The following is a 24,913-nucleotide window of genomic DNA, read 5'->3' on the forward strand; positions in this document are numbered from 1 at the left end:
GCCGATGAGCGCCTTGCCCTGAACGCATGAAGCCCACCGTCATCAGCGCCGACGCCATGTTCGAGGAGTTCCGCGGCTCGCTCCGCTGGGAATGGCTCGCCGGCCTCGGCGCCTCGGAGCGCCAGTTCGACCCCGACGTCATCAGCCGCGCCCAGTCGGCGGCAGACCTGGTCGGCTACCTCAACTACATCCATCCCTACCGCGTGCAGATCCTCGGTGCGCGCGAGGTCGCCTATCTCACGCGCGGCAGCCAGGAAGACTGCGCCCGGCGCATCGCCCGCATCGTCACGCTGGAGCCGCCGATGCTGGTGCTGGCCGACGGCCAGGCCGCGCCCGACGAGCTGCTGTCGATCTGCGAGCGCGCACAGCTGCCGCTGTTCGCCACGCGCGAGTCCTCGGCCTTCGTGATCGACCTGCTGCGCGCCTACCTCTCGAAGCACTTCGCCGAACGCACCTCGATGCACGGTGTGTTCATGGACATTCTCGGCATGGGTGTCATGATCACCGGCGAATCGGGGCTCGGCAAAAGCGAACTCGGGCTCGAACTGATCTCGCGCGGCAACGGCCTCGTGGCCGACGACGCCGTCGACCTCTACCGCATCAACCAGAACACCATCGAGGGGCGCTGCCCCGACCTGCTGCAGAACCTGCTCGAGGTGCGCGGCATCGGCCTGCTCGACATCCGCGCGATCTTCGGCGAGACCGCGGTGCGGCGGAAGATGCGGCTCAAGCTCATCGTGCACCTGGTACGGCGCGACAGCTTCGAGCGCGACTACGAACGCATGCCCTCGGCCCCGCTCACGCAGGACGTGCTCGGCATTCCGGTGCGCAAGGTCATCATCCAGGTGGTGGCCGGGCGCAACATCGCGGTGCTGGTGGAGGCCGCGGTACGCAATTCGATCCTGCAGCTGCGCGGCATCGACACGTACGCCGATTTCGTCGCCCGCCACCACAAGGCCATGGAAGCCGGCCAGGACTGAGCTGCTTCGCGGAAGAGACCGCGTCGGGGGGGCTTTACCTTCTACTGGCGCAATCTGCGCACAGGCCGTAGAGCGACATGGCGTGGTCCTGCAGGATCCAGCCCTTGTCCTTGGAGATCATCTGCTGGCGGCGCTCGATCTCGGCGTCGTAGAACTCCTCGACCTTGCCGCAGGAGGTGCAGATCAGGTGGTCGTGGTGCGTGCCCTCGTTGAGCTCGTACACGGCCTTGCCGCTTTCGAAGTGGCTGCGCTCGAGGATGCCGGCCTGCTCGAACTGCGTCAGCACGCGGTAGACGGTGGCCAGGCCGATGTCGGAGTGCTCGTTCAGGAGCACCCGAAACACGTCTTCGGCCGTCATGTGGCGCTGGCTCCCGGTCTGGAAGATCTCGAGGATCTTCAGTCGCGGCAGTGTGGCCTTGAGGCCGGTATTCTTGAGTTCGTCGATGTTGGCCATGATGGATTCCTGCGCCTGGGCGGCGGGACGGCCCCGAGGGGGCTGCCGCTACAATGGCCGATCATATCGCTACCCCTCTTTTCTCTCCCATGCCTGCCATCCTTCCACGCCGTTTCTGGCTGCTGGCCGCGGCCGTCGCAGCGACGTTCAGCCTCAGCGCCTGCAGCGGCTTCAGCGAGCGCACGCGGGGTGCGCTCGCATCCATCACGCCCTACAAGGTCGAGGTGGTCCAGGGCAATTTCGTTTCGAAGCAGCAAGTCGAGGCCCTCAAGCCCGGCATGTCGCGCCAGCAGGTGCGTGAAATCCTCGGCACGCCGCTGCTGACGGACGTCTTCCACACCAACCGCTGGGACTACGTCTTCACGATCCGCCGCCAGGGCGTCGATCCGCAGGAACGCCGGCTGACCGTGTTCTTCAACGGCGAGGTGCTCGACCGCTTCGAGGGCGATCCGATGCCCAGCGAGGAAGAATTCGTCGCCACGCTCGACACGCGCAAGAAGAGCAGCAAGGTTCCGCAGCTCGAGGCCACGGAAGAAGAACTGAAGAAATTCGCACCGAAGCCCGACGAGAAAAAGGCCGATGCCGGCGCCGCGGCCGCGAACCTGCCGCCGCTGCCCGCCGCCTATCCTCCGCTCGAAGCGTCGCGCTGACAAAGAAGGTGCGACGGAAGCTGCTGCTGCGCGACAGGCGCCCGCGACGGTTTCCCTCACACCTTCCGGGCGGGCCTGCCGTTCCCATGCCAAGTTCAAAAGGCTGAATCCGCGTGACTGAATCCATTTCCACCTCCTCTTCCCCGGCCCTGCGCCGCGTCGCGATCGCCGGCGCCTCGGGCCGCATGGGCCGCATGCTCGTCGAAGCCGTGCGCGAGGCGCACGACTGCCGGCTGGCCGGCGCGCTCGACATGGCCGGCAGCGAGGCGATCGGCGCCGATGCGGCGGCCTTCCTCGGCTTCACGAGCGGCGTGCCCATCGTGTCCGACCTGCGCACCGGCCTGCAGGATGCGCAGGTGCTGATCGACTTCACGCGTCCCGAAGGCACGCTCGCGCACCTCGAGATCTGCCGCGAGCTGGGCGTGCAGGCCGTGATCGGCACCACCGGCTTCAGCGACGCGCAGAAGGCCGAGATCGCCGAGATCGCGAAGGACGTCGCGATCATGCTGGCCCCCAACATGAGCGTGGGCGTCAACGTCACGTTCAAGCTGCTCGAGATGGCGGCCAAGGCGCTCGCGACCGGCTACGACATCGAGATCATCGAGGCCCACCACCGCCACAAGGTCGATGCGCCGTCGGGCACCGCGCTCAAGATGGGCGAGGTCATCGCCGACGCGCTCGGCCGCGACCTGAAGGAATGCGCCGTCTATGCCCGCGAAGGCATCACGGGCGAGCGCGACCCGTCGACGATCGGCTTCTCGGCCATCCGCGGCGGCGACATCGTGGGCGACCACACGGTGCTCTTCGCGGGCACCGGCGAGCGCATCGAGATCACCCACAAGTCGGCGAGCCGTTCGACCTATGCGCAGGGTGCGCTGCGCGCGGTGCGCTTCCTCGCGGGGCAGAAGGCGGGGCTGTTCGACATGTTCGACGTGCTCGGGCTTCGCTGAAAAAAACCAATAAAAGGCCGTCCGATGAGCGTCCTCGAGCTGCTGACCCAGGGTGACGGCGTCAGCCGCTCGGTGGCGGCGCTGCTGCTCGCGATGTCGATCGCGAGCTGGGTGGTGATCCTCTGGAAGGCCTGGCTGCTGCGCGGTGGCACGCGCGACGTGTTGCGCGGCATCGCGGCCTTCTGGCAGTCCACCACGCTGGCGGACGCCGAGCAGAAGCTGCGCGCCTTCGATCGTGCCGCGCTCGTGGGGCCGGCCGTCGAGGCCTTGCGCACCATGGCGGCCGATGCGGCCGGCGGCACGCTCGGCGCGACCGTGGGCGACCGCAACCAGCGGCTCACGCGCGCTTTGCGCGGCGCGCTGCACGGCGCTCTCCGGCGCCTGCAGTCGGGCCAGATCCTGCTTGCCACCGTCGGCGCCACGGCGCCGTTCGTCGGCCTGCTCGGCACGGTCTGGGGCATCTACGGCGCGCTCTCGGGCATCGCGGGCCAGGCGGGCGGCTTCACCATCGACAAGGTGGCCGGACCGGTCGGTGAGGCGCTGGTCATGACGGCCTTCGGCCTCGCGGTGGCGATACCGGCCGTGCTGGCCTACAACGTGTTCGGCCGCGTCATCGGCCGCATCGAAGCCGAGCTCGAGGGCTTCGCGCACGACCTGCTCGGCAGCTTCGGCAGCCCGCCGGCATCCGCCGCGCCGCCGCCCGCCCGGCCGATGCCGGTCTAGGAGCGTTCGCAGCATGGCCTTCGGTCGCACTTCGCTCGGCAGCAGCGCCGCCGGCGGCGGGCGTGCCACGGGCGCCGGCGGGCAGCGCCCGCTGTCCGACATCAACGTGACGCCGCTGGTCGACGTGATGCTGGTGCTGCTGGTGATCTTCATCATCACCGCGCCGCTGATGGCAAGCTCGATCAAGCTCGACCTGCCGCAGACCGATGCCGGCCAGCCGAACGACACGCCGAAGTTCGTCGGCGTCTCGGTCGATGCCGCGGGCAAGGTCTTCTTCAACGACCGGCCGGTCACCGACGAACAACTGGCCGAGCGGCTGCAGCAGGCCGCGGCCGACAGCAAGGACACCGAGGTCCAGCTGCGCGCCGACCAGACCGTGCCCTACGGCCGGGTGGTAGCGCTGATGGGCATCGCCAACAAGGCGGGCCTGAGCCGCATCGGCTTCGTGACCGAGGCCGACGCGGCCGCGCAGCCGCGCTGACCCCGCCCGCGGCAACACTCAGTCGAGCACCACTGGCTTCGTCCGCCAGATCTCATGCGCGTACTGCGCGATCGTGCGGTCCGACGAGAACGCGCCCATGCCGGCGACGTTGAGGATCGTCATGCGCGTCCAGGCCTCGGCGTCGAGGTAGAGCGCGTCGACCTCGGCCTGCTTGGCGACGTAGCTCGCATAGTCGGCCAGCAGCAGGTAGTGGTCGCCCCAATTCACCAGCGCGTCGTAGATGCCCTGGTAGCGCGAGGGCTCGCCGGGGGAGAACGCGCCGTCGCGGATCGCATCGAGCACGCGCAGGAGCTCGGGGTCGTTCTCGTAGATCTCGCGCGGCTGGTAGCCGTGCGCGCGGATGTCGGCCACTTCGGGCGTGGTGTTGCCGAAGATGAAGATGTTCTCCGCACCCACGTTGTCGCGCATCTCCACGTTGGCGCCGTCGAGCGTGCCGATGGTGAGCGCGCCGTTGAGCGCGAACTTCATGTTGCCGGTGCCCGAGGCCTCGGTGCCGGCGGTCGAGATCTGCTCCGACAGGTCGGCCGCGGGCATGATGATCTCGGCCAGGCTCACGCTGTAGTTGGGCAGGAACACCACCTTCAGCAGCTTGCCGACGCGCGCATCGTTGTTGACCGTGTGCGCCACGTCGTTGATCAGCCGGATCACGAGCTTGGCCACCTGATAGGCCGAGGCCGCCTTGCCGGCGAACACCACCACGCGCGGCACGATGTCGAGCGGGCGGCCGGCCTCGTGCGCATCGAGGATGCGGTGATAGCGCGTGATCACGTGCAGCACGTTGAGCAGCTGCCGCTTGTACTCGTGGATGCGCTTGACCTGCACGTCGAACATCGCATCGGTGTCGAGCACGATGCCCATGTTCTGCTCGACCCAGTTGGCCAGGCGCAGCTTGTTCTCGCGCTTGGCGTGCCGGAACGCGCGTGCGAACGCGGGTTGCGTGGCCATCGGCCGGAGCGCCTCGAGCTGCGACAGGTCGCGCCGCCAGCCCTTGCCCAGGCGCTGGTCGAGCAGGCTCGCGAGCGGCGGATTGGCCTGCGCGAGCCAGCGCCGCGGCGTGACGCCGTTGGTCTTGTTGTTGAAGCGCTCGGGAAAGATCCGCGCGAAGTCCGCGAAGATCGACTGCTTCATCAGCTCGGAGTGCAGCCCCGAGACGCCGTTGATCGAATGGCTCGCGAGCACCGCCACGTAGGCCATGCGCACGCGGCGCTCGCCGGTCTCGTCGACGAGCGAGAGCCGGCGCAGCAGCTCGACGTCATCGCCGGCCTTCTGCGTCACCGTGGCGAGGAACCGCGCGTTCATGTCGTAGATGATCTGCAGGTGGCGCGGCAGGATGCGCCCGAGCATCTCGACCGGCCAGGTCTCGAGCGCCTCGTGCATCAGCGTGTGGTTGGTGTAGCTGAAGACCTTCTGGGTCTGGGTCCAGGCCTCGTCCCACGACAGGCCGTGCTCGTCGAGCAGCAGCCGCATGAGCTCGGGCACCGCGAGCACCGGGTGCGTGTCGTTGAGGTGGATGCTGACCTTTTCACCAAGCGCGTCGAAGTTGTCGTGGGTGCGCAGGTAGCGCCGCAGCAGGTCTTGCACGCTCGCGCTGCAGAAGAAGTACTCCTGGTGCAGCCGAAGCTCGCGGCCCGAGGGCGTGGAGTCATCGGGGTACAGAACGCGCGAGACGTTCTCGGAATGGTTCTTGCTCTCGACCGCTTGCATGTAGTTGCCGCGGTTGAAGGCCGAAAGGTCGATCTCCTCGGTGGCGCGCGCCGACCACAGGCGCAGCGTGTTGGTCGCCTGCGTGCCGTAGCCCGGAATGATGGTGTCGTAGGCGACCGCGAGCACGTCGTGGGTGTCGACCCATTCGGCACCGCCGGCACCGTCGCGCTTCTGCACATGGCCACCGAAGCGCACGCGGTAGTTCACCTCGGGCCGCTGGAACTCCCAGGGGTTGCCGCGCGTGAGCCAGTAGTCGGGCGTCTCGACCTGCTTGCCGTCGACGATGCGCTGGCGGAACATGCCGTATTCGTAGCGGATGCCGTAGCCCATGCCGGGCACGCCGAGGGTCGCCATCGAATCGAGGAAGCAGGCCGCGAGCCGGCCCAGGCCGCCGTTGCCGAGGGCCGCGTCGGGCTCGCGCTCGGCGAGCTGCGCCATGTCGACGCCGAAGTCGGCCAGTGCATCGCGCACCGTGTCGTGAAGGTCGACCGCCAGCAGTGCGTTGGTGAAGGTCCGCCCGATGAGGAACTCCATCGAGAGGTAGTACACGCGTTTGAGGTCCTGCGCGTAGTTCGCGCGCGTGGTGGCCATCCAGCGTTCGACCAGCTGGTCGCGCACGGCGAGTGCGGTGGCGTGCAGCCAGTCGTCCTGGCTCGCCGCGACGGGGTCCTTGCCGACGGCATAGATCAGCTTGTTCGCGAGCGCACGTTTGAACGCGGCAACGTCGCGGTCGGGATGGTCGTAGGCGAAGTCTTTGATCGTCATGGGCGTCTTGGGTGTCCGTGGTTTCGTGTTGTTCTCCCTGAGTCGAGGCATGTGGTTGGAGCGCTATTCCATTGCCTTCTGGTAGACATCGATGTAGCGGGCCGCCGCGGCGGCCCAGTCGGCGGGCCTGCGCATCGCATTGCCGCGCACGCGCCGCCAGTCGGGTGCGCGCCGGTAGAGGGCGAACGCGCGGCGAAGCGCACGATGGTAGTCGCCCGCCTCGAAGCGCTCGAAAACGAAGCCCGTGGCGTCGCCGCTGGCCAGGTCCTCGAGCGTGCAATCGACGACCGTATCGGCCAGGCCGCCGACGCGGTGCACCAGCGGCAGGCTGCCGTAGCGCAGGCCGTACATCTGGGTCAGGCCGCAGGGCTCGTAGAGCGAGGGCACCAACGTCACGTCGCCGGCGCCGAAGAGCTGGTGCGCGAGCGTCTCGTCGTAGCCGATCGTGACACTCACGGCCTGCGGAGCCGCCGCCGCGCGTGCGCGGAAAGCCTCTTCGAGCCAGGCCTCGCCGCTGCCGAGCAGCGCGAGCTGGCCGCCCTCGGCCAAGAGCGCGTCGAGGCCCTCGAGCACGAGGTGCAGGCCCTTCTGCTCTGTGAGCCGGCTCACCAGGATGAAGAGCGGCGCATCGCTGCGCTGCGCGAGCCCCAACTGATGCTGCAGCACCGCCTTGCAGCGCGCCTTGCCGGCCATGTGCCGGCCTTCGGGCGTGTGGAAACCCTGCACCAGCGCGGCATCGTGCGCGGGATTCCAGACCTTCTCGTCGACTGCATTGAGGATGCCGTCGAGCACGTTGCTGCGCCGGCGCAGCAGGCCGTCGAGGCCGCAGCCCTGTTCGGGCGTCTGGATCTCGCGCGCATAGGTGGGGCTCACGGTCGTGAGGCGGTCGGCGAAATGAAGCCCGCCCTTCATGAACGAGAGCTGGCCGTGGTATTCGAGCCCGTCGAAATGGAAGGCGGCCGCGGGCAGGCCGAGCTCGCCGAAATCCGCGGCCGGAAAGAGCCCCTGGTAGGCGAGGTTGTGCACCGTGAACACGCTGCCCACGCGCGGCCCGCCGTCACTGCGCGCAAAGGCCATGTAGGCGGGCGCCAGGCCGGCGTGCCAGTCGTGCGCATGCACCACTTCGGGCCGCCATGCAGCATCGAGACCGTGCGCGAGCCGGGCCGCCGCCCAGCCCAGCAGCGCAAAGCGCCGGTGGTTGTCGGCATACGGCCGGCGCGACGGGTCTTCGTAGGGATTGCCGGGCCGGTCGTACAGCGCGGGCGCATCGACCACGTAGGCCGGGATCGACGCCCCCGCATCGGCTGCGGCGATCTCGCCGGCGAGCAGCATGCAGCGCTCGCCCCAGGGCGCCGCGAACTCGGCCACGGGCGCGAGGCCGCGCACGCCGGCGCGGATCGCCGGAAAGCCCGGCAGCAGCACGCGCGCGTCCTGTGCCGCGGCCCTCAGCGCGACCGGCAGCGCGCCCGCCACGTCGGCGAGGCCACCGGTCTTGAGCAGGGGATAGAACTCGGCGCTGACCTGGAGAATACGCATTCTGCGGATGTTCAGGCGGCAGAAGTCGCAAGGCGCTGGAGCATCTCGCGCGTGACCAGCACCACGCCGGCCTCGGTGCGCTCGAAGCGCGCGGCGTCGGCAGCGGCGTCCTCGCCGATCACCATGTCGTCGGGAACGACGCAGCCGCGGTCGATCACCACGCGCGTGAGGCGGCAGCCGCGGCCCACCTCCACGTCGGGCAGCAGCACCGCCTCGTGGATCTCGCAGAACGAATGGATGCGCACGCCCGAGAACAGCACCGAGCTGCTGACCTTGGAGCCCGAGACGATGCAGCCGCCCGAGACGATGGTGTTGACCGTCATGCCGTGGTGGCCGTCGCGGTCGAGCACGAACTTGGCCGGCGGCAATTGCCGCTGGTAGGTCCAGATGGGCCAGTCCGTGTCATAGATGTCGAGTTCGGGTGTGATCGAGGCCAGGTCGAGGTTGGCAGCCCAGAATGCATCGATCGTGCCCACGTCGCGCCAGTAGGCCTTGGCGTCGGGTCCGCGCGAGGCCCGCGTGACGCACGACATCCCGAAAGGGTGCGCCACCGCGCGGCCCTCGGCCACGGCGCGCGGGATGATGTCCTTGCCGAAGTCGTGGCTCGAATCGGGATTGGCGGCGTCCTCCTCGAGCAGCTGGTAGAGGTAGGCGGAGTCGAACACGTAGATGCCCATGCTGGCGAGCGCCGTGTCGGGATGGCCCGGCATCGCGGGCGGGTCGGCCGGCTTTTCGAGAAAGTCCGTGATCCGGCGCTCGCCGTCGACGGCCATCACGCCGAACGCCGTGGCCTCCATGCGCGGCACCTCGATGCAGCCGACCGTGCAGCCCAGGCCGTGCTCGGCATGGTCCTTGACCATGATCGAGTAGTCCATCTTGTAGATGTGGTCGCCAGCCAGCACCACCACGTAGTCGTGCTTGGTCGAGCGGGTCTGAAGGATGTCGAGGTTCTGGAACACCGCGTCGGCGGTGCCGCGGTACCAGTGCTCGTCGCCGGTGCGCTGCTGCGCGGGCAGCACGTCGACCATCTCGTTGAGCTCGGCGCGCAGGAAGCTCCAGCCGCGCTGCAGGTGGCGCATCAGCGAGTGCGACTTGTACTGCGTGACCACCGCCATGCGCCGGATGCCCGAGTTGAGGCAGTTCGACAGCGCGAAATCGATGATGCGGAACTTGCCGCCGAAGTACACCGCCGGCTTCGCGCGGCGGTCGGTCAGCTGCTTGAGGCGCGAGCCCCGGCCGCCGGCCAGTACCAGCGCGATGGTGCGGCGAACCAGCTGGTGGGCCTGGAGCGGTGCCGCCTGCGAAGCGTTGTTGTTGCTGCTGTTGTTGTAGTTGTTCATGTCGGGTCTCCGTGCGTCTGTTCGTCTGGGTTCATCGGATGCTGTTTGGCTTTGTCGCCGTCGCCGGCATCCAGCCTAGCACCGTGCTGCGCTGCCGCCGCATGCGTTGCCGCAACCCACAGGCTGCCGCGGGGCACTTCCACCATGCCGGACCCGATGCCGGTCGCGGCGCCGATGCCGTCGGGCGCATCGGTCGCGAGACGCAGGTGCCAGTTGCCCGGCGGCAGCACGAACGATGTGGCCTGCGCCCCCACGTTGACGAGCACGAGCCAGCCGGCCTCCGACGCCGTGGGCGCCTCGAACCGGATTGCAAGCGCCGTGCCGGCGCGCCAATCGGCCTCTGCCATGGGCTCACCGTCGGGCCGCAGCCAGCGGATCGCTGGCGCGCCGGGCGGCGCCTGGGCCGGCCACCAGCTGGCGTGACGCAGCACGGACGCCTCGCGCCGCAGGGCCGCAACCCTTGCCACGAAAGTGCTCAACCGCGCCGTGTCGTCCCATCGCAGCCAGGTGGTTTCGTTGTCCTGGCAGTAGGCGTTGTTGTTGCCTTGCTGGCTGTGGCCGAGTTCGTCACCGGCCAGCAGCATCGGCGTGCCCTGCGACAGCAGCAGCGTCGCGAGCAACGCGCGCTGCAAGCGGCCGCGCTCGGCCTCCACGGCAGGGTCGTCGCTCGGTCCCTCGACGCCGCAGTTGTTGCTGAGGTTGTGCGCATGGCCGTCTCGGTTGCCCTCGCCGTTCGCGAGGTTGTGTCGCTCGTCGTAGCTCACCAGGTCACGCAGCGTGAAGCCGTCGTGCGCGGTGATGAAGTTGACGCTTGCCGTGGGCGCGCGCCCGTCGTGCGCGAACTCTGCGCTCGACGCGGTGAGCCGGTGCGCGAAATCGCCGAGCCCCGTGGCGCCGTCGCGGCCCTGTCGCAGCCAGAAGCCGCGCTGCGTGTCGCGGTAGCGGTCGTTCCATTCGAGCCAGCCCGGCGGGAACTCGCCGAGCCGGTAGCCGCCCGGCCCGATGTCCCAGGGTTCGGCGATCAGCAGCGTGCGCGAAAGCACCGGGTCCTGCGCGATGGCGGCAAGGAAGGGTGCACGGGGGTCGAACTCGCCGTCGGCTCCGCGCCCGAGCGCCGGCGCAAGATCGAAGCGGAAGCCGTCGACACCGAGCGTGCAGGCCCAGTGGCGCAGGCTGTCCATCACGAGCTGCAGCACGCGCGGCTCTGCGAGCTTCAGGCAGTTGCCGCAGCCGGTCCAGTTGGCATAGCGCGCGTGGTCGTCGGCAAGCAGGTGGTAGTACAGCGCGTTGTCGATGCCGCGCAGCGACAGCGTGGGACCGAACTCGTCGGTCTCGGCGCTGTGGTTGTAGACCACGTCGATCACGAGCTCCATGCCGCGCGCATGCACGGCATCGGCGAGCGCGCGGAATTCGCTTGCGGGTGTGCTGCCGGCGCTGCCGCTCCAGTAGCGCGCCTCGGGCGCGAACCATCCGATGGTGTTGTAGCCCCAGTAGTTGCTGAGCCCCATCTTGAGAAGGCGCTCTTCGTCGGCACGGTGCTGCACCGGCATCAGGCTCAGCGTGGTGACGCCGAGGCGCTGCAGGTGGTCGAGCACCGCGGGTTCGGCGAGGCCGGCGTAGGTGCCGCGCAATGGTTCGGGAACGGCCGGGTGCAGCCGCGTCTGGCCGCGCACGTGAATTTCGCAGAGCACCCGGTCGCCGGGCGCAATGCGGGCATGGCCGAGCGAGGGCAACGCAAGATCCGGCGCGGCGACGCGGGCCTTGAGCGCGACGGCGGCGTTGTCGCGCGTGTCGCGCCGCAGCGGGTTGGCGGGGTCGTGTCCGAGGAAGACGTCGCTGCCGTCGTAGCGGCCGACGATCTCGCGGGCGTAGGGGTCGAGCAGCAACTTCGCGGGATTGAAGCGATGGCCTTCATGCGGAATCCAGGGGCCGTGCACCCGGTAACCATAGACCAGCCCAGGGCGCGCGCTGGGGAGCTGACCGTGCCAGACGCCGTCGGTGAAGGCGGGCAATCTCAGGCGCTGCTGTTCGTGCTGGCCGGTGCTGTCGAAGAGGCAGAGGTCGACGGCCTCGGCGTTCGGGGCGACGAGGGCGAAGTTCACGCCGTGTGGCGTGGGGGTTGCGCCCAGGGGGTATGACGAGCCTGGGGTCAGCATGTGGTCTTTGGCGTGGTGTTTTCCGGGGCCGGGTCCCGCCGGGGCGAGACCCGGCCTTCGAAACACAAAAACAAAAGCATCAAACCAACACCCACATCACAGTCGCCAGCGGCGGCAAGTTCACTTCCATCGAGTGCGATTTTCCATGCCACGCAACAGCCTCGCCCCGAACCACGTCGTTGTGAACCCCGCTGCCCCCATACACAACGGCATCCGTATTGATCACCTCGCGATAGTCCCCCGCCGCAGGCACGCCCAGCCGGTATCCCTCACGCACCATCGGCGTGAAGTTGCACGCCACGACCACGAACGATCCGTCGCGCCCGCGCCGCACGAAGCCGAACACCGACTGCGCCCGGTCGTCATGCACCGTCCACTCGAAGCCGGCGCGCTCGGCGTCGAGCTCGTGCAGGGCCGGAAAGTGCCGGTACACGTTGTTCAGGTCGCGCACCAGCCGCCGCACGCCCTGGTGCGCCGCGTGCGCGAGCAGATGCCAGTCGAGGCTGCGGTCGGCATTCCACTCGGCTTCCTGCGCGAACTCGCCACCCATGAAGAGCAGCTTCTTGCCCGGGTAGGCCCAGAGGTAGCCGTACAGGTTGCGCAGGCCCGCGAACTTCTGCCAGGCGTCGCCGGGCATGCGCGTGATCATCGAACCCTTGCCGTGCACCACCTCGTCGTGCGACAGCGGCAGCACGAAGTTCTCGCTGTGCGCATACATGAGGCCGAAGGTGATCTGTTCGTGGTGGTGGCTGCGGTGAACCGGGTCGGTGCCGGCATAGGCCAGCGTGTCGTTCATCCAGCCCATGTTCCACTTGAAGTGAAAGCCCAGCCCACCCGCCTCGGGCGGCCGCGTGACGCCGGGAAAGCTCGTCGATTCCTCGGCGACGGTGAAGGCACCGGGGCGCTCGGTGCCCACGACATGGTTCATGCGCCGCAGGAAGTCGATGGCCTCGAGGTTCTCGCGCCCGCCGTCGATGTTGGGTACCCATTCGCCGGCCTGGCGGCTGTAGTCGCGGTAGAGCATGGAGGCCACCGCATCCACGCGCAGGCCATCGACGCCATAGCGCTCGAGCCAGTAGAGCGCATTGCCGACGAGGTAGTTGCGAACCTCCGTGCGCGCGTAGTTGAAGATCAGCGTCTGCCAGTCGTTGTGGAAGCCCTCGCGCGGGTCGGCGTATTCGTACAGCGCGGTGCCGTCGAAGCGGCCGAGGCCGTGCGCGTCGGTCGGGAAGTGCGCGGGCACCCAGTCGAGGATCACGCCGAGGCCGGCGGCATGTGCGGCCTCGACCAGATGGCGGAAATCGCCGGGCGTGCCGAAGCGCGAGCTCGGGGCATGCAGGCCGATGGGCTGGTAGCCCCACGATCCGTCGAACGGATGCTCGCTGACCGGCAGCAGCTCGATGTGCGTGAAGCCCATGTCGCGCACATAGGGCACCAGCGTGTCGGCCAGCTCGCGGTAGTCGAGCCAGTCGCGGCCGTCGTTCTTGCGCCGCCACGAGCCGAGGTGCACTTCGTAGATGCTGATCGGCGCATGGCGGTCGTTGGCGGCGGCGCGGCCGGGCGGCAGCGGCACCGGCGCGGGCAGCGGCGCCACGACGCAGGCGGTCTCGGGCCGAAGGCGCGCCGAGAAGGCGTAGGGGTCGGCCTTGCGCAGCAGCTCGCCCTCGGCCGACAGGATCTCGAATTCGTAGGCGTCGCCGGTGGCCACTTGCGGCGCGAAGATTTCCCACACGCCGCACTCGCGGCGCAGCCGCATCATGTGCCGCCGGCCGTCCCAGTTGTTGAAGTCGCCGACCACCGAGACGCGCCGCGCATTCGGCGCCCAGACCGCGAAAGCCACGCCCTTCACGCCGTCGATCTCGCGCAGGTGCGCACCGAGCCGCTCCCAGGGCCGCAGGTGCGTGCCCTCGGCGAGCAGCCACACGTCGGTATCGCCGAGCACGAACGGAAAGCGGTAGGGGTCTTCGAGCCGCGCGCTGTGCGCGCCCCAGTCGACCTCGAACGAATAGCCCAGCAGCGCCTCGGCCGCGGGCACCAGCCCGGTGAAGAGGTCGGACTCCTCGTGCCGGGCCAGCATCGCGAGCGGCCAGCCGGTGCGCGTGTGCACCACGGCCACGCTCTTGGCGCCGGGCAGCAGCGCACGCACCTGCAGGCCGTCGCGCGTCTGGTGCGGCCCCAGCACGGCAAACGGATCACCGTGTTCGGCGCGCATCAGGGCGCGGACCTCGCGTTCGGGGAGATGCATGCTGTCCTTGGTCTGAAGAGAATCATCGTGCCATGCGAGATCCGGGCCCGGCCGCATGACGACGACGAAGCTTTCTACACTGCACGGGCCCGCCACGCGATGGCGTCCCCGCCGATCCCGTTTGCCTGTCAGATGACCACCGACGCTGCTTCTTTTTCTGCTCCCTCCATCCCCGACCGGCCGGAAGGCCTTGCCGCGCTCGAGCGCCGGCTAGCCAAAGACCTGGAGTGTCTCGGCTGGCCCGCGCGCGCCTGGATGCCAGCCTGCGCGCACGAGGGCGAGGCGGTGCTCGAGGTGGCGATCGTCGGCGGCGGCCAGGCCGGGCTCGCCGCGGCGGCGGCGCTGGCGCAGCAGGGCATCCGCGCGGTGGTGTTCGACCGCGCGCCGGCCGGGTTCGAGGGGCCGTGGGCCACCACGGCGCGCATGGAAACCCTGCGCTCGCCCAAGGAGCTGACCGGCCCCGCGCTCGGCCTGCCGGCGCTGACTTTCCGGGCCTGGTTCGAGGCCCAATTCGGCGCCGAGGCCTGGGGCGGGCTGGACAAGATCCCACGCCTGCAATGGATGGACTACCTGCGCTGGTACCGGCGCGTGATGGCGGTGGAGGTGCGCAACGACACGGCCGTCACCCGCATCGCGCCGCTGGCGGCGGCCGGGCCAGTGCGGCTCGACCTGCGCGCGCCCGCGGGCATGCCGCAGCATGTGCTCGCGCGCCGCGTGGTGCTCGCCACCGGGCGTGACGGGCTCGGCGGCCCCGCGGTGCCGGCCTTCGTGGCGGCGCTGTCGCGCGAGCGCTGGGCGCACTCGTCCGACGAGATGGACTACGGCCGCCTCGCAGGACTGCGGGTCGGCATCGTCGGCGCCGGCTCGTCGGCGATGGACAGCGCGGCCACGGCGCTCGAGGCCGGTGCGCACAGCGTCGAGCTGCTGATCCGCCGCCCCGACCTGCCGCGCGTCAACAAGGCCAAGGGCGCCGGCGTGCCCGGCCTGACGCAGGGGCACTACGACCTGCCCGACGAAGCCAAATGGCGCCTGCGCCACTACATCAATGTGCTCAACGTGCCGCCGCCGCATGGCAGCACGCTGCGCGTGTCGCGCCATCCCAACGCCTTCTTCAATTTCGGCTGCCCGGTGCAGGCGGTCGAGCCGCAGGGCGAAGCGATGCGCGTCGTCACGCCGCGGGGCGACTTCGTCGTCGACTTCCTCATCGTCTCGACCGGCTTCAAGGTCGACTGGGCGCACCGCCCCGAGTTCGCGGCCATCGCGGCGCACGTGCGCACCTGGAAGGAGCGCTTCGTGCCCGCGCCCGGCGACGAGGACCAGGAACTGGCCGATTCGCCCGACCTCGGGCCGGTGTTCGAGTTGCAGGAGCGCGCCCCGGGCGCCTGCCCGGGGCTGGACCGGGTCCACTGCTTCTGCTACCCCGCGGCGCTGTCGCACGGCACGGTCTCGGGCGACATTCCCGCGATCAGTGACGGTGCGCGGCGCCTGGCGGGCGGCATCGCGGGCCTCTTCTACCGCGAGGACTTCGAGCACCACTTCGCCAGGCTCCAGGCCTTTGCCGAACCCGAGCTCTTCGGCGACGAATGGGTGCCCGCGCCGCCGCCGGCCGAGCGGCCGGCGCCAGGGCGATAATCCGCCTTCCCCGGCCGCCCCGCGCCGGGCTCTTGCCGAACCGTCATGAACCCCAGCTACAAACCCAGCGACGTCGAGTCCGCTGCCCAGGCGCAATGGAGCGCCGCCGATGCCTACCGCGTCATCGAGGACGCGAGCCGCAAGAAGTACTACGCCTGCTCGATGCTGCCGTACCCGAGCGGCAAGCTGCACATGGGCCATGTGCGCAACTACACGATCAACGACATGCTCACGCGCTACCTGCGCATGAGCGGCTACAACGTGCTGATGCCGATGGGCTGGGACGCCTTCGGCCTGCCGGCCGAGAACGCGGCGCTCAAGAACGGGGTGCCGCCGGCCAAGTGGACCTACGAGAACATCGACTACATGCGCGGCCAGCTCCAGGCCATGGGCCTGGCGATCGACTGGAGCCGCGAGGTCGCCACCTGCGACCCGAGCTACTACAAGTGGAACCAGTGGCTGTTCCTGAAGATGCTCGAAAAGGGCATTGCCTACCGCAAGACCCAGGTCGTCAACTGGGACCCGGTCGACCAGACCGTGCTGGCCAACGAGCAGGTGATCGACGGCAAGGGCTGGCGCACCGGTGCCACGGTCGAGCGCCGCGAGATCCCGGGCTACTACCTCAAGATCAGCGACTACGCCGAAGAGCTGCTCGAGCACACCCAGCACAAGCTGCCGGGCTGGCCCGAGCGCGTCAAGCTGATGCAGGAGAACTGGATCGGCAAGAGCGAGGGCGTGCGCTTCGCCTTCACGCACGACATCAAGGACGCGAGCGGCAGCCTGATCCAGGACGGCCGCATGTACGTGTTCACCACGCGCGCCGACACCATCATGGGCGTGACCTTTTGCGCCGTCGCGCCCGAGCATCCGCTTGCGATGCATGCCGCCACGCTCGACGCCAAGGTCGCTGACTTCATCGAGGAATGCAAGGCCGGCGGCACCACCGAGGCCGAACTCGCCACGCAGGAGAAGAAGGGCGTGCCCACCGGGCTCAGCGTGCGGCATCCGATCACCGACGAGCTGGTGCCGGTGTGGGTGGGCAACTACGTGCTCATGAGCTATGGCGACGGCGCCGTGATGGGCGTGCCCGCGCACGATGAGCGCGACTTCGCGTTCGCCAACAAGTACGGCCTCGAGATCATCCAGGTGGTGCTGGTCGACGACGAGCCGCACTTCGACTACCACCGGTGGCAGGACTGGTACGCCCTGAAGGACGAATCCGGGCAGCGCAGCGTGACCATCAACTCCGACAACTTCAGCGGCATGCGCCACAAGGAGGCCGTGGCCGCCGTGGCGCATGCGCTCGGCCAGAAGGGCCTGGGCGGGCTGCAGACCACCTGGCGCCTGCGCGACTGGGGCGTGAGCCGCCAGCGCTACTGGGGCACGCCGATCCCGATCATCCACTGCGACGAGCACGGCGCGGTGCCGGTCCCCGAGAAGGACCTGCCCGTGGTGCTGCCGACCGACTGCGTGCCCGACGGCTCGGGCAACCCGCTCGCCAAGCACGAGGGCTTTCATGCCGGCGTCGTCTGCCCCGTGTGCGGCAAGTCCGCGCGCCGCGAGACCGACACGATGGACACCTTCGTGGACAGCTCGTGGTACTTCATGCGCTACTGCGACCCGAAGAACGACGAGGCCATGGTCGCCGGGGGCGCCGACTACTGGATGCCGATGGACCAGTACATCGGCGGCATCGAGCACGCGATTCTTCACCTGCTCTACGCACGCTTCTGGACCAAGGTGATGCGCGACCTGGGCCTGGTGAAGGTCGACGAGCCCTTCAGCAAGCTGCTCACGCAGGGCATGGTGCTCAACCACATCTACTACCGGCGCAGCGACAAGGGCGGCAAGGACTACTTCCCGCCGGCCGACGTGACGCCGGTGCTCGACGCGCAGGGCCGCATCACCGGCGGCACGCTGGCCGACGGCACGCAGCTGGTGTACGGCGGTGTCGGCAAGATGGGCAAGAGCGAACGCAACGGCGTCGATCCGCAGGACCTGATCGAAAAGTACGGTGCCGACACCGCGCGCCTTTACACCATGTTCACCGCGCCGCCCGAGGCCACGCTCGAATGGAACGACGCCGCGGTCGAGGGCAGCTTCCGCTTCCTGCGCCGGGTCTGGAACTTCGGCCTGGCGCAGGCCGACGCGCAGCCCGTGGAGATCGCCGGCCAGTCGTTCGGCAAGGCAGCCCAGGCCCTGCGCCGCGAGGTGCATACGGTGCTGCGCCAGATCGACTACGACTACCAGCGCATGCAATACAACACCGTGGTGTCGGGCGCGATGAAGCTCTTGAACGCGGTCGAAGGTTTCAAAACTGACGGCAGCCCCGGCGACGCCGCCGCGGTGCGCGAAGGCTTCGGCATCCTGCTGCGCTGCCTCTACCCGGCCACGCCGCACCTCACGCACCAGCTCTGGCAGGGCCTGGGCTACGACAAGGCCATGGGCGACCTGCTCGATGCGCCCTGGCCCGTGGTGGACGTGGGCGCGCTCACGCAGGACGAGGTCGAGCTCATGCTGCAGGTCAACGGCAAGCTGCGCGGCAAGCTGCTGGTGCCCGCCGAGGCCTCGAAGGACGAGATCGAGAAGCTCGCGCTCGCCTGCGACGATTTCGTCAAGTTCGCCGAGGGCGCACCGGCCAAGCGCGTCATCGTGGTGCCGGGCCGCCTCGTCAACGTGGTCCTCTGAGACGTTGAGTAAAACGAAAGAAGCATGAACCATCGCACTGCCTCGCTGCCGCGCCGCGGCTTCCTTCTCGGCCTGGCCGCCGCCAGCGCGGGCCTCGGCCTGGCCGGCTGCGGCTTCGAGCTGCGCCGTGCGCCGGTGTTCGCCTTCAAGACCCTGTCGCTCTCGGGCAACTCCGAACTGATCAACCGGCTGCGGCGCGAGCTGCGCGCCGCCGGCACCGTGACGCTGGTGCCTCCCGCCGAGGCGCAGACGGCCGACGCGATCCTCGAGATGCTCGGCGAGAGCCGCGACCGGATCGTGATCTCGACCAATTCGGCCGGCCTGTTGCGCGAACTGCAGCTGCAGCTGCGCGTGCGCTTCGCGCTGCGCACGCCAGGTGGCAAGGCCCTGCTGCCGCCGACCGAAGTGGCGCAGACGCGCGACCTGAGCTTCAACGAGACCAACGCGCTCGCGAAGGAGGGCGAGGCCGAGCTGCTCTACCGCGACATGCAGTCCGACATCGCGCAACAGATGCTGCGCCGGCTCGCGGCGGTCAAGCAACTCTGAAGACGGCCGCAGCAGCATGCAACTTGCCAGCGCCCAGCTCGGCGCCCATCTGCAGAAGGGCCTGAAGCCGCTCTACGCCATCCACGGCGACGAGCCGCTGCTGGCCCAGGAGGCGGCCGACGCGATCCGCGCCGCGGCGCGCACGCAGGGCTACACCGAGCGCAGTTCGTACACCGTGGCCGGCGCGCACTTCGACTGGAGCGCGGTGCTCGCGGCCGGCGGCTCGCTCTCGTTGTTCGCCGACAAGCAGATCGTCGAGATCCGCATCCCCTCGGGCAAGCCCGGCAAGGACGGCAGCACGGCGCTGCAGCAACTCGCCGAAGCGGCGCAGGGCAACGACAGCACGCTCACGCTCGTGATGCTGCCGCGGCTCGACAAGGCGACCCGCACCGGCGCGTGGTTCTCGGCGCTCGAGAACAACGGCGTGAGCATCCAGGTCGATCCGGTCGAGCGCGCCGCGCTGCCGCAGTGGATCGCGCAGCGCCTGGGGTTGCAGGGCCAGCGCGTAATGCCCGGCGACGAGGGCCAGCGCACGCTGCAGTTCTTTGCTGATCGCGTCGAAGGCAACCTGCTGGCCGCGCACCAGGAGATCCAGAAGCTCGCGCTGCTGTACCCCGCGGGCGAGCTGGCCTGGGAGCAGGTCGAGGCCGCGGTCAACAACGTGGCGCGCTACGACGTCTTCAAGCTCTCGGAAGCCGTGCTCGCCGGCAACCCGCAGCGCGTGGCGCGCATGCTCGACGGGCTGCAGGCCGAGGGCGAGGCCGAGGTGCTGGTGCACTACACGCTGGCCGAGGACATCCGCGCACTCAAGCGCGTGAAGGATGCGATGGCGGCGGGCCGCCCGCTGCCCATGGCGCTGCGCGAGAACCGCGTCTGGGGCGCGAAGGAACGGGCCTTCGAGCGCGTGCTGCCGCGGCTCGACGACCGCATGCTCGCGCGGCTGCTGCGCGCGGCCCACGTGGTCGACGGCATCTGCAAGGGGCTCAAGCAGCCCGACTGGCCCGCGAGCGGCTGGCAGGCGCTGCAGCGGCTCGCGCTCATGCTCTGCCGCGCCTGCAGCAGCGGCAACAGCAACAACGCCAGCACAGCGCGGCGGGCCTGAGCGGCGCCAGCCCGCAACGCGGAAAAGCCCGTGTCAGCCGCGCGCAGGGTTGGCGTGGGAAAATGCCGCGCATGAACGCCTTCAACGTCAGCGAGCACATGCAGACCCTCGGGCTGCAGGCCAAAACTGCCGCATTCCTCATGGCACGTGCGGATGCAGCTACAAAAAACAGAGCGCTGAAGGCGCTCGCCAAGCGCCTGCGCGAGGCCGGCCCGGCGCTCGCGGCAGCCAACCAGAAGGACCTGGAGCGCGCCACCGCGGCCGGCTTGCCCGCGCCCATGGTCGACCGGCTCAAGCTCACGCCCAAGGTCCTCGAGACCGTGGCGCTCGGCTGCGAGCAGCTCGCCGGCATGGCCGACGTGATTGGCGAGATCATCGGCATGAAGCAGCAGCCCAGCGGCATTCGCGTGGGCCAGATGCGGGTGCCGATCGGGGTCTTCGGCATGATCTACGAAAGCCGTCCCAACGTGACCATCGAGGCCGCCAGCCTCGCGATCAAGAGCGGCAACGCGGCCATCCTGCGCGGCGGCTCGGAGGCGATCGAGTCGAACAAGGCGCTGGCGCTGCTCGTGGCCGGCGCGCTCGAGGAGGCCGGCCTGCCGGTCGATGCGGTGCAATTGGTGCAGACCACCGACCGCGAGGCCGTGGGCCAGTTGATCGCCATGCCCGAGTTTGTGGACGTGATCATCCCGCGCGGCGGCAAGGGCCTGATCGAGCGCATCAGCCGCGACGCCAAGGTGCCCGTCATCAAGCACCTCGACGGCAATTGCCATGTCTACGTGGACGATTCGGCCGAGTTCGAAATGGCGCTGCGCATCGTCGACAACGCCAAGACCCAGAAGTACAGCCCCTGCAACGCCGCCGAGGGCCTGCTGGTCTCGGCCGCGGTGGCCGACGACTTCCTGCCGCGCATCGCCGCGATCTTCGCGGCCAAGGGCGTCGAGATGCGCTGCGACCCGACTGCGGCCCGCATCCTGCGCTCGGACGAGGCGCTGGCCGGCGCCGGCGCGCAGGTCGTCGATGCGGTCGAGTCCGACTGGTCGGAGGAATACCTCGCGGCCGTCATCAGCATCAAGGTGGTCGAGGGCCTCGACGAGGCGATCGCACACATCAACCGCTACTCGAGCCACCACACCGACGCGATCGTCACGCGCGACCATGTGCATGCGCAGCGCTTTCTGCGCGAAGTCGATTCGGCGAGCGTCATGGTCAATGCGAGCACACGCTTCGCTGACGGTTTCGAGTTCGGCCTCGGCGCCGAGATCGGCATCAGCACCGACAAATTCCATGCGCGCGGGCCGGTCGGCATCGAGGGGCTGACTTCGCTCAAGTACGTGGTGCTCGGGCAGGGCGAAGTCCGCGGCTGAGGCGCCGGCGGCGGGGGCCTGCACCGGCCGCCTGGCCTTTCGCGGGTCTTGTCATCGGGGCGGCCATCCCCAAATCCTACAATTCTGCTCTAGCTCTCCAAGTACAAAACCAACAAGGCCGCCGCATGGTTCCGCATCTCGTCACCGCCCTGACCGGCCCGATCAACGAACTGGAGCAGCGGGTGCTCGACTCGACGCCCGCGATCGAGCGCTGGTTCCGCCTCGAATGGATGGAGCACACGCCGCCGTTCTACAGCTCGGTCGACATCCGCAATGCCGGCTTCAAGCTCGCGCCGGTCGACACTAACCTGTTCCCGGGCGGCTGGAACAATCTCACCAAGGAGATGCTCCCGCTCGCGGTGCAGGCGGCCCAGGCGGCGATCGAGAAGATCTGTCCCGAGGCGCGCAACCTGCTCGTCATTCCCGAGAACCATTCGAAGAACACCTTCTATCTGGCCAACGTGGCGCAGCTGGTGCGCATCTTCCACATGGCGGGACTCAACGTGCGCGTCGGCTCGATCGATCCGGCCATCAAGTCGCCCAAGAAGATCGAGCTGCCCAACGGCGAGACGGTGTGCCTCGAGCCCGTGGTGCGCACCAAGCGCCGGCTGGGCCTGAAGAACTTCGACCCGTGCACCATCCTGCTCAACAACGAGCTCTCGGCGGGCACGCCGGGCATCCTCGAGGACCTGCACGAGCAGTACCTGCTGCCGCCGCTGCATGCGGGCTGGTCGGTGCGCCGCAAGAGCAACCACCTGCACAGCTACGAAGAGCTCTCGAAGCGCTTCGGCAAGCTGCTCGGCATCGATCCCTGGCTCATCAACCCGATCTACGCCCGCGCCGAGGGCGTCGACTTCGCCGAAGGCCGCGGCATCGACGTGCTCACGAGCCACGTCGACGCGGTGCTCACCAAGGTGCGCCGCAAATACAAGGAATACGGCATCAACGAGAAGCCCTTCGTGATCGTCAAGGGCCATGTCGGCGGTGACGGGCCCGGCGTGATCACGGTGCGCGATGCGCGCGAGGTCGAAGCCCTGGTGGGCGCCACGAAGCCGCGCGCGGCAGCGGCCACCACGCGCGCGGGGGCCGCGGCCCGGGCGCTGCGCGGCCCCGGCGAAGTGATCGTGCAGGAAGGCGTGCTGACCAACGAACGGGTACACAACGGCGTGGCCGAGCCCGTGGTCTACATGATGGACCGCTACGTGGTCGGCGGCTTCTACCGCGTGCATGCCGAGCGCAACCCCGACGAGAACCTCAAGCTGCCGGGCGCCAATTTCGTGCCGCTGGCGTTCTCCGACAGCGCGCACCTGCCGCAGCCCGGCGCCAAGCCCGGCGCGAGCGCGCCGAACCGCTTCTACATGTACGGCGTGGTCGGCCGCCTGGCCATGGTGGCCGCGAGCTACGAGCTGGAAGCCACCGACCCGGACGCCGAAGTCTACGAATAATGATTTTCGGGGGCGGCTTGCGGCGGCGGCGGGCAGCGGCAAAATAGCGGCCTCACAGCAAAAGGAAACAAGAGGGCGGGGGGATGTGCGCGGCGGCCGCAGGGCCGCGACGGGCGCATCCTTGCATGTGTGACTTGGTTGCACGCGCGCGGTTCGTCCTTTTTCCACCGACTTCGTGTCCCCACCCAAAGCCTCTTCCGCCGCTGCCCTGATCATCGGCACCATCGGTGTCGTCTACGGCGACATCGGCACCAGCGTCCTGTATGCCGTCAAGGAGGTGTTCAACCACGGGCACCTGCCGTTCACGATCGAGAACGTCTACGGCATCCTGTCGATGTTCTTCTGGACGCTCACCGTCATCGTGTCGATCAAGTACGTGGTGCTGGTGCTGCGGGCCGACAACGAAGGCGAGGGCGGCCTCGTGGCGATGCTGGCGCTGGCCTCGCGCGCCGTGGCCGACAAGCCGCGGCTGCGCAACGTGCTGCTGCTGGTGGGCATCTTCGGCACCTCGCTCTTCTATGGCGACGGCGTCATCACGCCGGCCATCTCGGTGCTGTCGGCGGTCGAGGGCCTCGAGGTCGTGTCGCCGCACTTCAAGCACTACGTGCTGCCGATCACGCTGGTGGTGCTGTTCGGCCTGTTCGTGGTGCAGAAGCGCGGCACCGCGGGCATCGGCAAGTTCTTCGGCCCGATCACGCTGACCTGGTTCGCGGCCATCGCGGTGCTCGGCGTCACGCAGATCGTGCAGCACCCCGAGATCCTCAAGGCGATCAGCCCCTGGTATGCGATGAAGTTCATCTGGGACAACCCGGGCACGAGCTTCATCCTGCTGGGCGCCACGGTGCTCTGCGTGACCGGCGCCGAGGCGCTCTATGCCGACCTCGGCCACTTCGGCAAGCGGCCGATCCGCGTGGCGTGGTTCACGGTGGTGATGCCCGCGCTCACGCTCAACTACTTCGGCCAGGGCGCGCTGCTGCTCGAGAACCCCGAGGCGGTGAAGAATCCGTTCTTCATGATGGCACCCGAATGGGCGCTGATCCCGCTGGTGCTGCTGGCCACCCTGGCCACGGTGATCGCATCGCAGGCGCTCATCACCGGCGCCTTCAGCGTCACGCGCCAGGTGATCCAGCTCGGCTATCTCCCGCGCATGAACATCGAGCACACCAGCGTGCGCGCCGCGGGCCAGATCTACATCCCGATCGTCAACTGGGGCCTGTTCGCGGCCATCGTGCTGGCGGTGCTGATGTTCCGTTCGTCGAGCAGCCTGGCCGCGGCCTACGGCATCGCGGTGACCACCGACATGCTGATCACCACGGTGCTGACCTTCTTCGTGATCCGCTACGCGTGGAAGCTGCCGCTGGCGGTGTGCATTGCCTCGACCGCGGTCTTCTTCGCGGTCGACTTCATGTTCTTTGCCTCGAACCTGCTCAAGCTGTTCGAAGGCGGCTGGTTTCCGCTCGTCATCGGTGGCGCGGTGTTCACGCTGATGATCACCTGGAAGGAGGGCCGCCGCCTCATGGGCGAGGTGCAGCGCGCCGATGCGATCGCGCTGAAGGAGTTTCTCGACTCCGTGTTCGTGAGCCCACCCGCGCGCGTGGAGGGCACCGCGGTGTTCCTCACGGCCGAACCTGGCGTGGTGCCCAATGCGCTGCTGCACAACCTCAAGCACAACAAGGTGCTGCACGAGCAGAACCTGTTCGTCACGGTGCGCAACCACGAGGTGCCATGGATACCGATGGACAAGCGCATCGAGATCGAGGCGCTCGGCCACCATTGCTGGCAGGTCATCGTGCACTACGGCTTCAAGAACGACGTCGACCTGCCGCGCGCACTCGACAACGCCCGCCTGCGCGGCTGCCAGCTCGAGCCCATGTCGACGAGCTACTTTCTCTCGCGCGACGTGGTCATTCCCACGCTCGCCAGCGGCATGGCGCCCTGGCGCGAGAAGCTGTTCGCGACGATGCACCACAACGCGAGCGGCGCGGCGGCCTTCCTCGGGCTGCCGAACAATGCCGTGGTGGAGTTGGGCTCCAAGATCGAGATCTGAGACGCCCCCCGAAGCGCCTGCGGCGCCTCCCCCCACTGGGGGGCGCACCCGGCGGCCCGGCGAAGCCGGTTCCGCGGGTGC

18 protein-coding genes are annotated in these 24,913 nt (G+C 68.7%); 12 read left to right on the forward strand and 6 right to left on the reverse strand.

Annotated features, from left to right (window positions below; all coding sequences use genetic code 11):
• Nucleotides 1–26 precede the first annotated feature (26 nt).
• Nucleotides 27–980 (forward strand): HPr(Ser) kinase/phosphatase, encoded by a 954-nt coding sequence (hprK, locus tag AC3A6J_RS17530; protein WP_487861246.1) that lies wholly within the window; start codon nt 27–29, stop codon nt 978–980.
• Nucleotides 981–1,014: 34 nt separating this feature from the next.
• On the opposite strand, the gene fur is transcribed toward hprK, so the two are convergent.
• Nucleotides 1,015–1,434 carry a ferric iron uptake transcriptional regulator gene (gene fur / locus AC3A6J_RS17535; protein ID WP_487861247.1) on the reverse strand — a complete coding sequence of 140 codons (420 nt, stop codon included), beginning with the start codon at nt 1,432–1,434 and terminating at the stop codon, nt 1,015–1,017.
• An 89-nt stretch (nt 1,435–1,523) separates the two neighbouring features.
• On the opposite strand from fur, the gene AC3A6J_RS17540 reads away from it, so the two are divergent.
• The 4 genes from AC3A6J_RS17540 to AC3A6J_RS17555 all read left to right on the forward strand — a co-directional run bounded on the left by AC3A6J_RS17540 (nt 1,524) and on the right by AC3A6J_RS17555 (nt 4,238).
• A complete protein-coding gene (locus tag AC3A6J_RS17540) occupies nt 1,524–2,084 on the forward strand; it encodes an outer membrane protein assembly factor BamE (RefSeq protein ID WP_487861248.1) in 561 nt (186 codons plus the stop codon).
• A gap of 113 nt (nt 2,085–2,197) precedes the next feature.
• Nucleotides 2,198–3,034, forward strand: a complete 837-nt coding sequence (gene dapB, locus AC3A6J_RS17545; protein ID WP_487861249.1) for a 4-hydroxy-tetrahydrodipicolinate reductase — start codon at nt 2,198–2,200, stop codon at nt 3,032–3,034.
• 24 nt (nt 3,035–3,058) lie between these two features.
• Entirely contained in the window at nt 3,059–3,757 is a 699-nt protein-coding gene (locus AC3A6J_RS17550; protein ID WP_487861250.1) for a MotA/TolQ/ExbB proton channel family protein, read from the forward strand.
• A gap of 13 nt (nt 3,758–3,770) precedes the next feature.
• On the forward strand, nt 3,771–4,238 hold the full coding sequence (locus AC3A6J_RS17555) for an ExbD/TolR family protein (protein WP_487861251.1): 468 nt from the start codon (nt 3,771–3,773) through the stop codon (nt 4,236–4,238).
• 18 nt (nt 4,239–4,256) lie between these two features.
• Here the strand turns inward: AC3A6J_RS17555 and AC3A6J_RS17560 are convergent, their stop codons facing one another.
• The 5 genes from AC3A6J_RS17560 to glgB all read right to left on the reverse strand — a co-directional run bounded on the left by AC3A6J_RS17560 (nt 4,257) and on the right by glgB (nt 14,005).
• Nucleotides 4,257–6,728, reverse strand: a complete 2,472-nt coding sequence (locus AC3A6J_RS17560) for a glycogen/starch/alpha-glucan phosphorylase (RefSeq protein ID WP_487861252.1) — start codon at nt 6,726–6,728, stop codon at nt 4,257–4,259.
• 63 nt (nt 6,729–6,791) lie between these two features.
• Nucleotides 6,792–8,264, reverse strand: coding sequence for a glycogen synthase GlgA (gene glgA / locus AC3A6J_RS17565; protein ID WP_487861253.1), 1,473 nt, complete (start codon nt 8,262–8,264; stop codon nt 6,792–6,794).
• Nucleotides 8,265–8,275: 11 nt separating this feature from the next.
• Nucleotides 8,276–9,604, reverse strand: coding sequence for a glucose-1-phosphate adenylyltransferase (gene glgC / locus AC3A6J_RS17570; RefSeq protein WP_487861254.1), 1,329 nt, complete (start codon nt 9,602–9,604; stop codon nt 8,276–8,278).
• The gene (gene glgX / locus AC3A6J_RS17575; protein WP_487861255.1) at nt 9,601–11,760 is read right to left on the reverse strand and encodes a glycogen debranching protein GlgX; all 2,160 of its coding nucleotides are present in this window, start codon (nt 11,758–11,760) and stop codon (nt 9,601–9,603) included. The genes glgC and glgX overlap by 4 nt, the downstream gene beginning before the upstream one ends.
• A 79-nt stretch (nt 11,761–11,839) precedes the next feature.
• Nucleotides 11,840–14,005, reverse strand: a complete 2,166-nt coding sequence (glgB, locus tag AC3A6J_RS17580) for a 1,4-alpha-glucan branching protein GlgB (protein WP_487861256.1) — start codon at nt 14,003–14,005, stop codon at nt 11,840–11,842.
• Nucleotides 14,006–14,137: 132 nt separating this feature from the next.
• Here glgB and AC3A6J_RS17585 point away from each other — a divergent pair, with 132 nt between their 5' ends.
• The 7 genes from AC3A6J_RS17585 (at nt 14,138) to AC3A6J_RS17615 (ending at nt 24,832) form a co-directional block, all read left to right on the forward strand.
• Nucleotides 14,138–15,637 (forward strand): SidA/IucD/PvdA family monooxygenase, encoded by a 1,500-nt coding sequence (locus AC3A6J_RS17585; RefSeq protein WP_487861257.1) that lies wholly within the window; start codon nt 14,138–14,140, stop codon nt 15,635–15,637.
• A gap of 45 nt (nt 15,638–15,682) precedes the next feature.
• Complete coding sequence (gene leuS / locus AC3A6J_RS17590; RefSeq protein ID WP_487861258.1) at nt 15,683–18,325, forward strand: leucine--tRNA ligase; 2,643 nt, start codon at nt 15,683–15,685, stop codon at nt 18,323–18,325.
• 24 nt (nt 18,326–18,349) lie between these two features.
• Nucleotides 18,350–18,871 (forward strand): LPS-assembly lipoprotein LptE, encoded by a 522-nt coding sequence (locus tag AC3A6J_RS17595; RefSeq protein ID WP_487861259.1) that lies wholly within the window; start codon nt 18,350–18,352, stop codon nt 18,869–18,871.
• Nucleotides 18,872–18,887: 16 nt separating this feature from the next.
• Entirely contained in the window at nt 18,888–19,973 is a 1,086-nt protein-coding gene (gene holA / locus AC3A6J_RS17600; RefSeq protein ID WP_487861260.1) for a DNA polymerase III subunit delta, read from the forward strand.
• A 71-nt stretch (nt 19,974–20,044) separates the two neighbouring features.
• Nucleotides 20,045–21,340 carry a glutamate-5-semialdehyde dehydrogenase gene (locus tag AC3A6J_RS17605; RefSeq protein WP_487861261.1) on the forward strand — a complete coding sequence of 432 codons (1,296 nt, stop codon included), beginning with the start codon at nt 20,045–20,047 and terminating at the stop codon, nt 21,338–21,340.
• A 125-nt stretch (nt 21,341–21,465) separates the two neighbouring features.
• The gene (gshA, locus tag AC3A6J_RS17610; RefSeq protein WP_487861262.1) at nt 21,466–22,785 is read left to right on the forward strand and encodes a glutamate--cysteine ligase; all 1,320 of its coding nucleotides are present in this window, start codon (nt 21,466–21,468) and stop codon (nt 22,783–22,785) included.
• A gap of 175 nt (nt 22,786–22,960) precedes the next feature.
• Entirely contained in the window at nt 22,961–24,832 is a 1,872-nt protein-coding gene (locus tag AC3A6J_RS17615) for a potassium transporter Kup (protein ID WP_487861263.1), read from the forward strand.
• Nucleotides 24,833–24,913: the final 81 nt, after the last annotated feature.

The sequence above is a fragment of the Variovorax sp. Soil_C_39 genome (genome assembly GCF_057656815.1).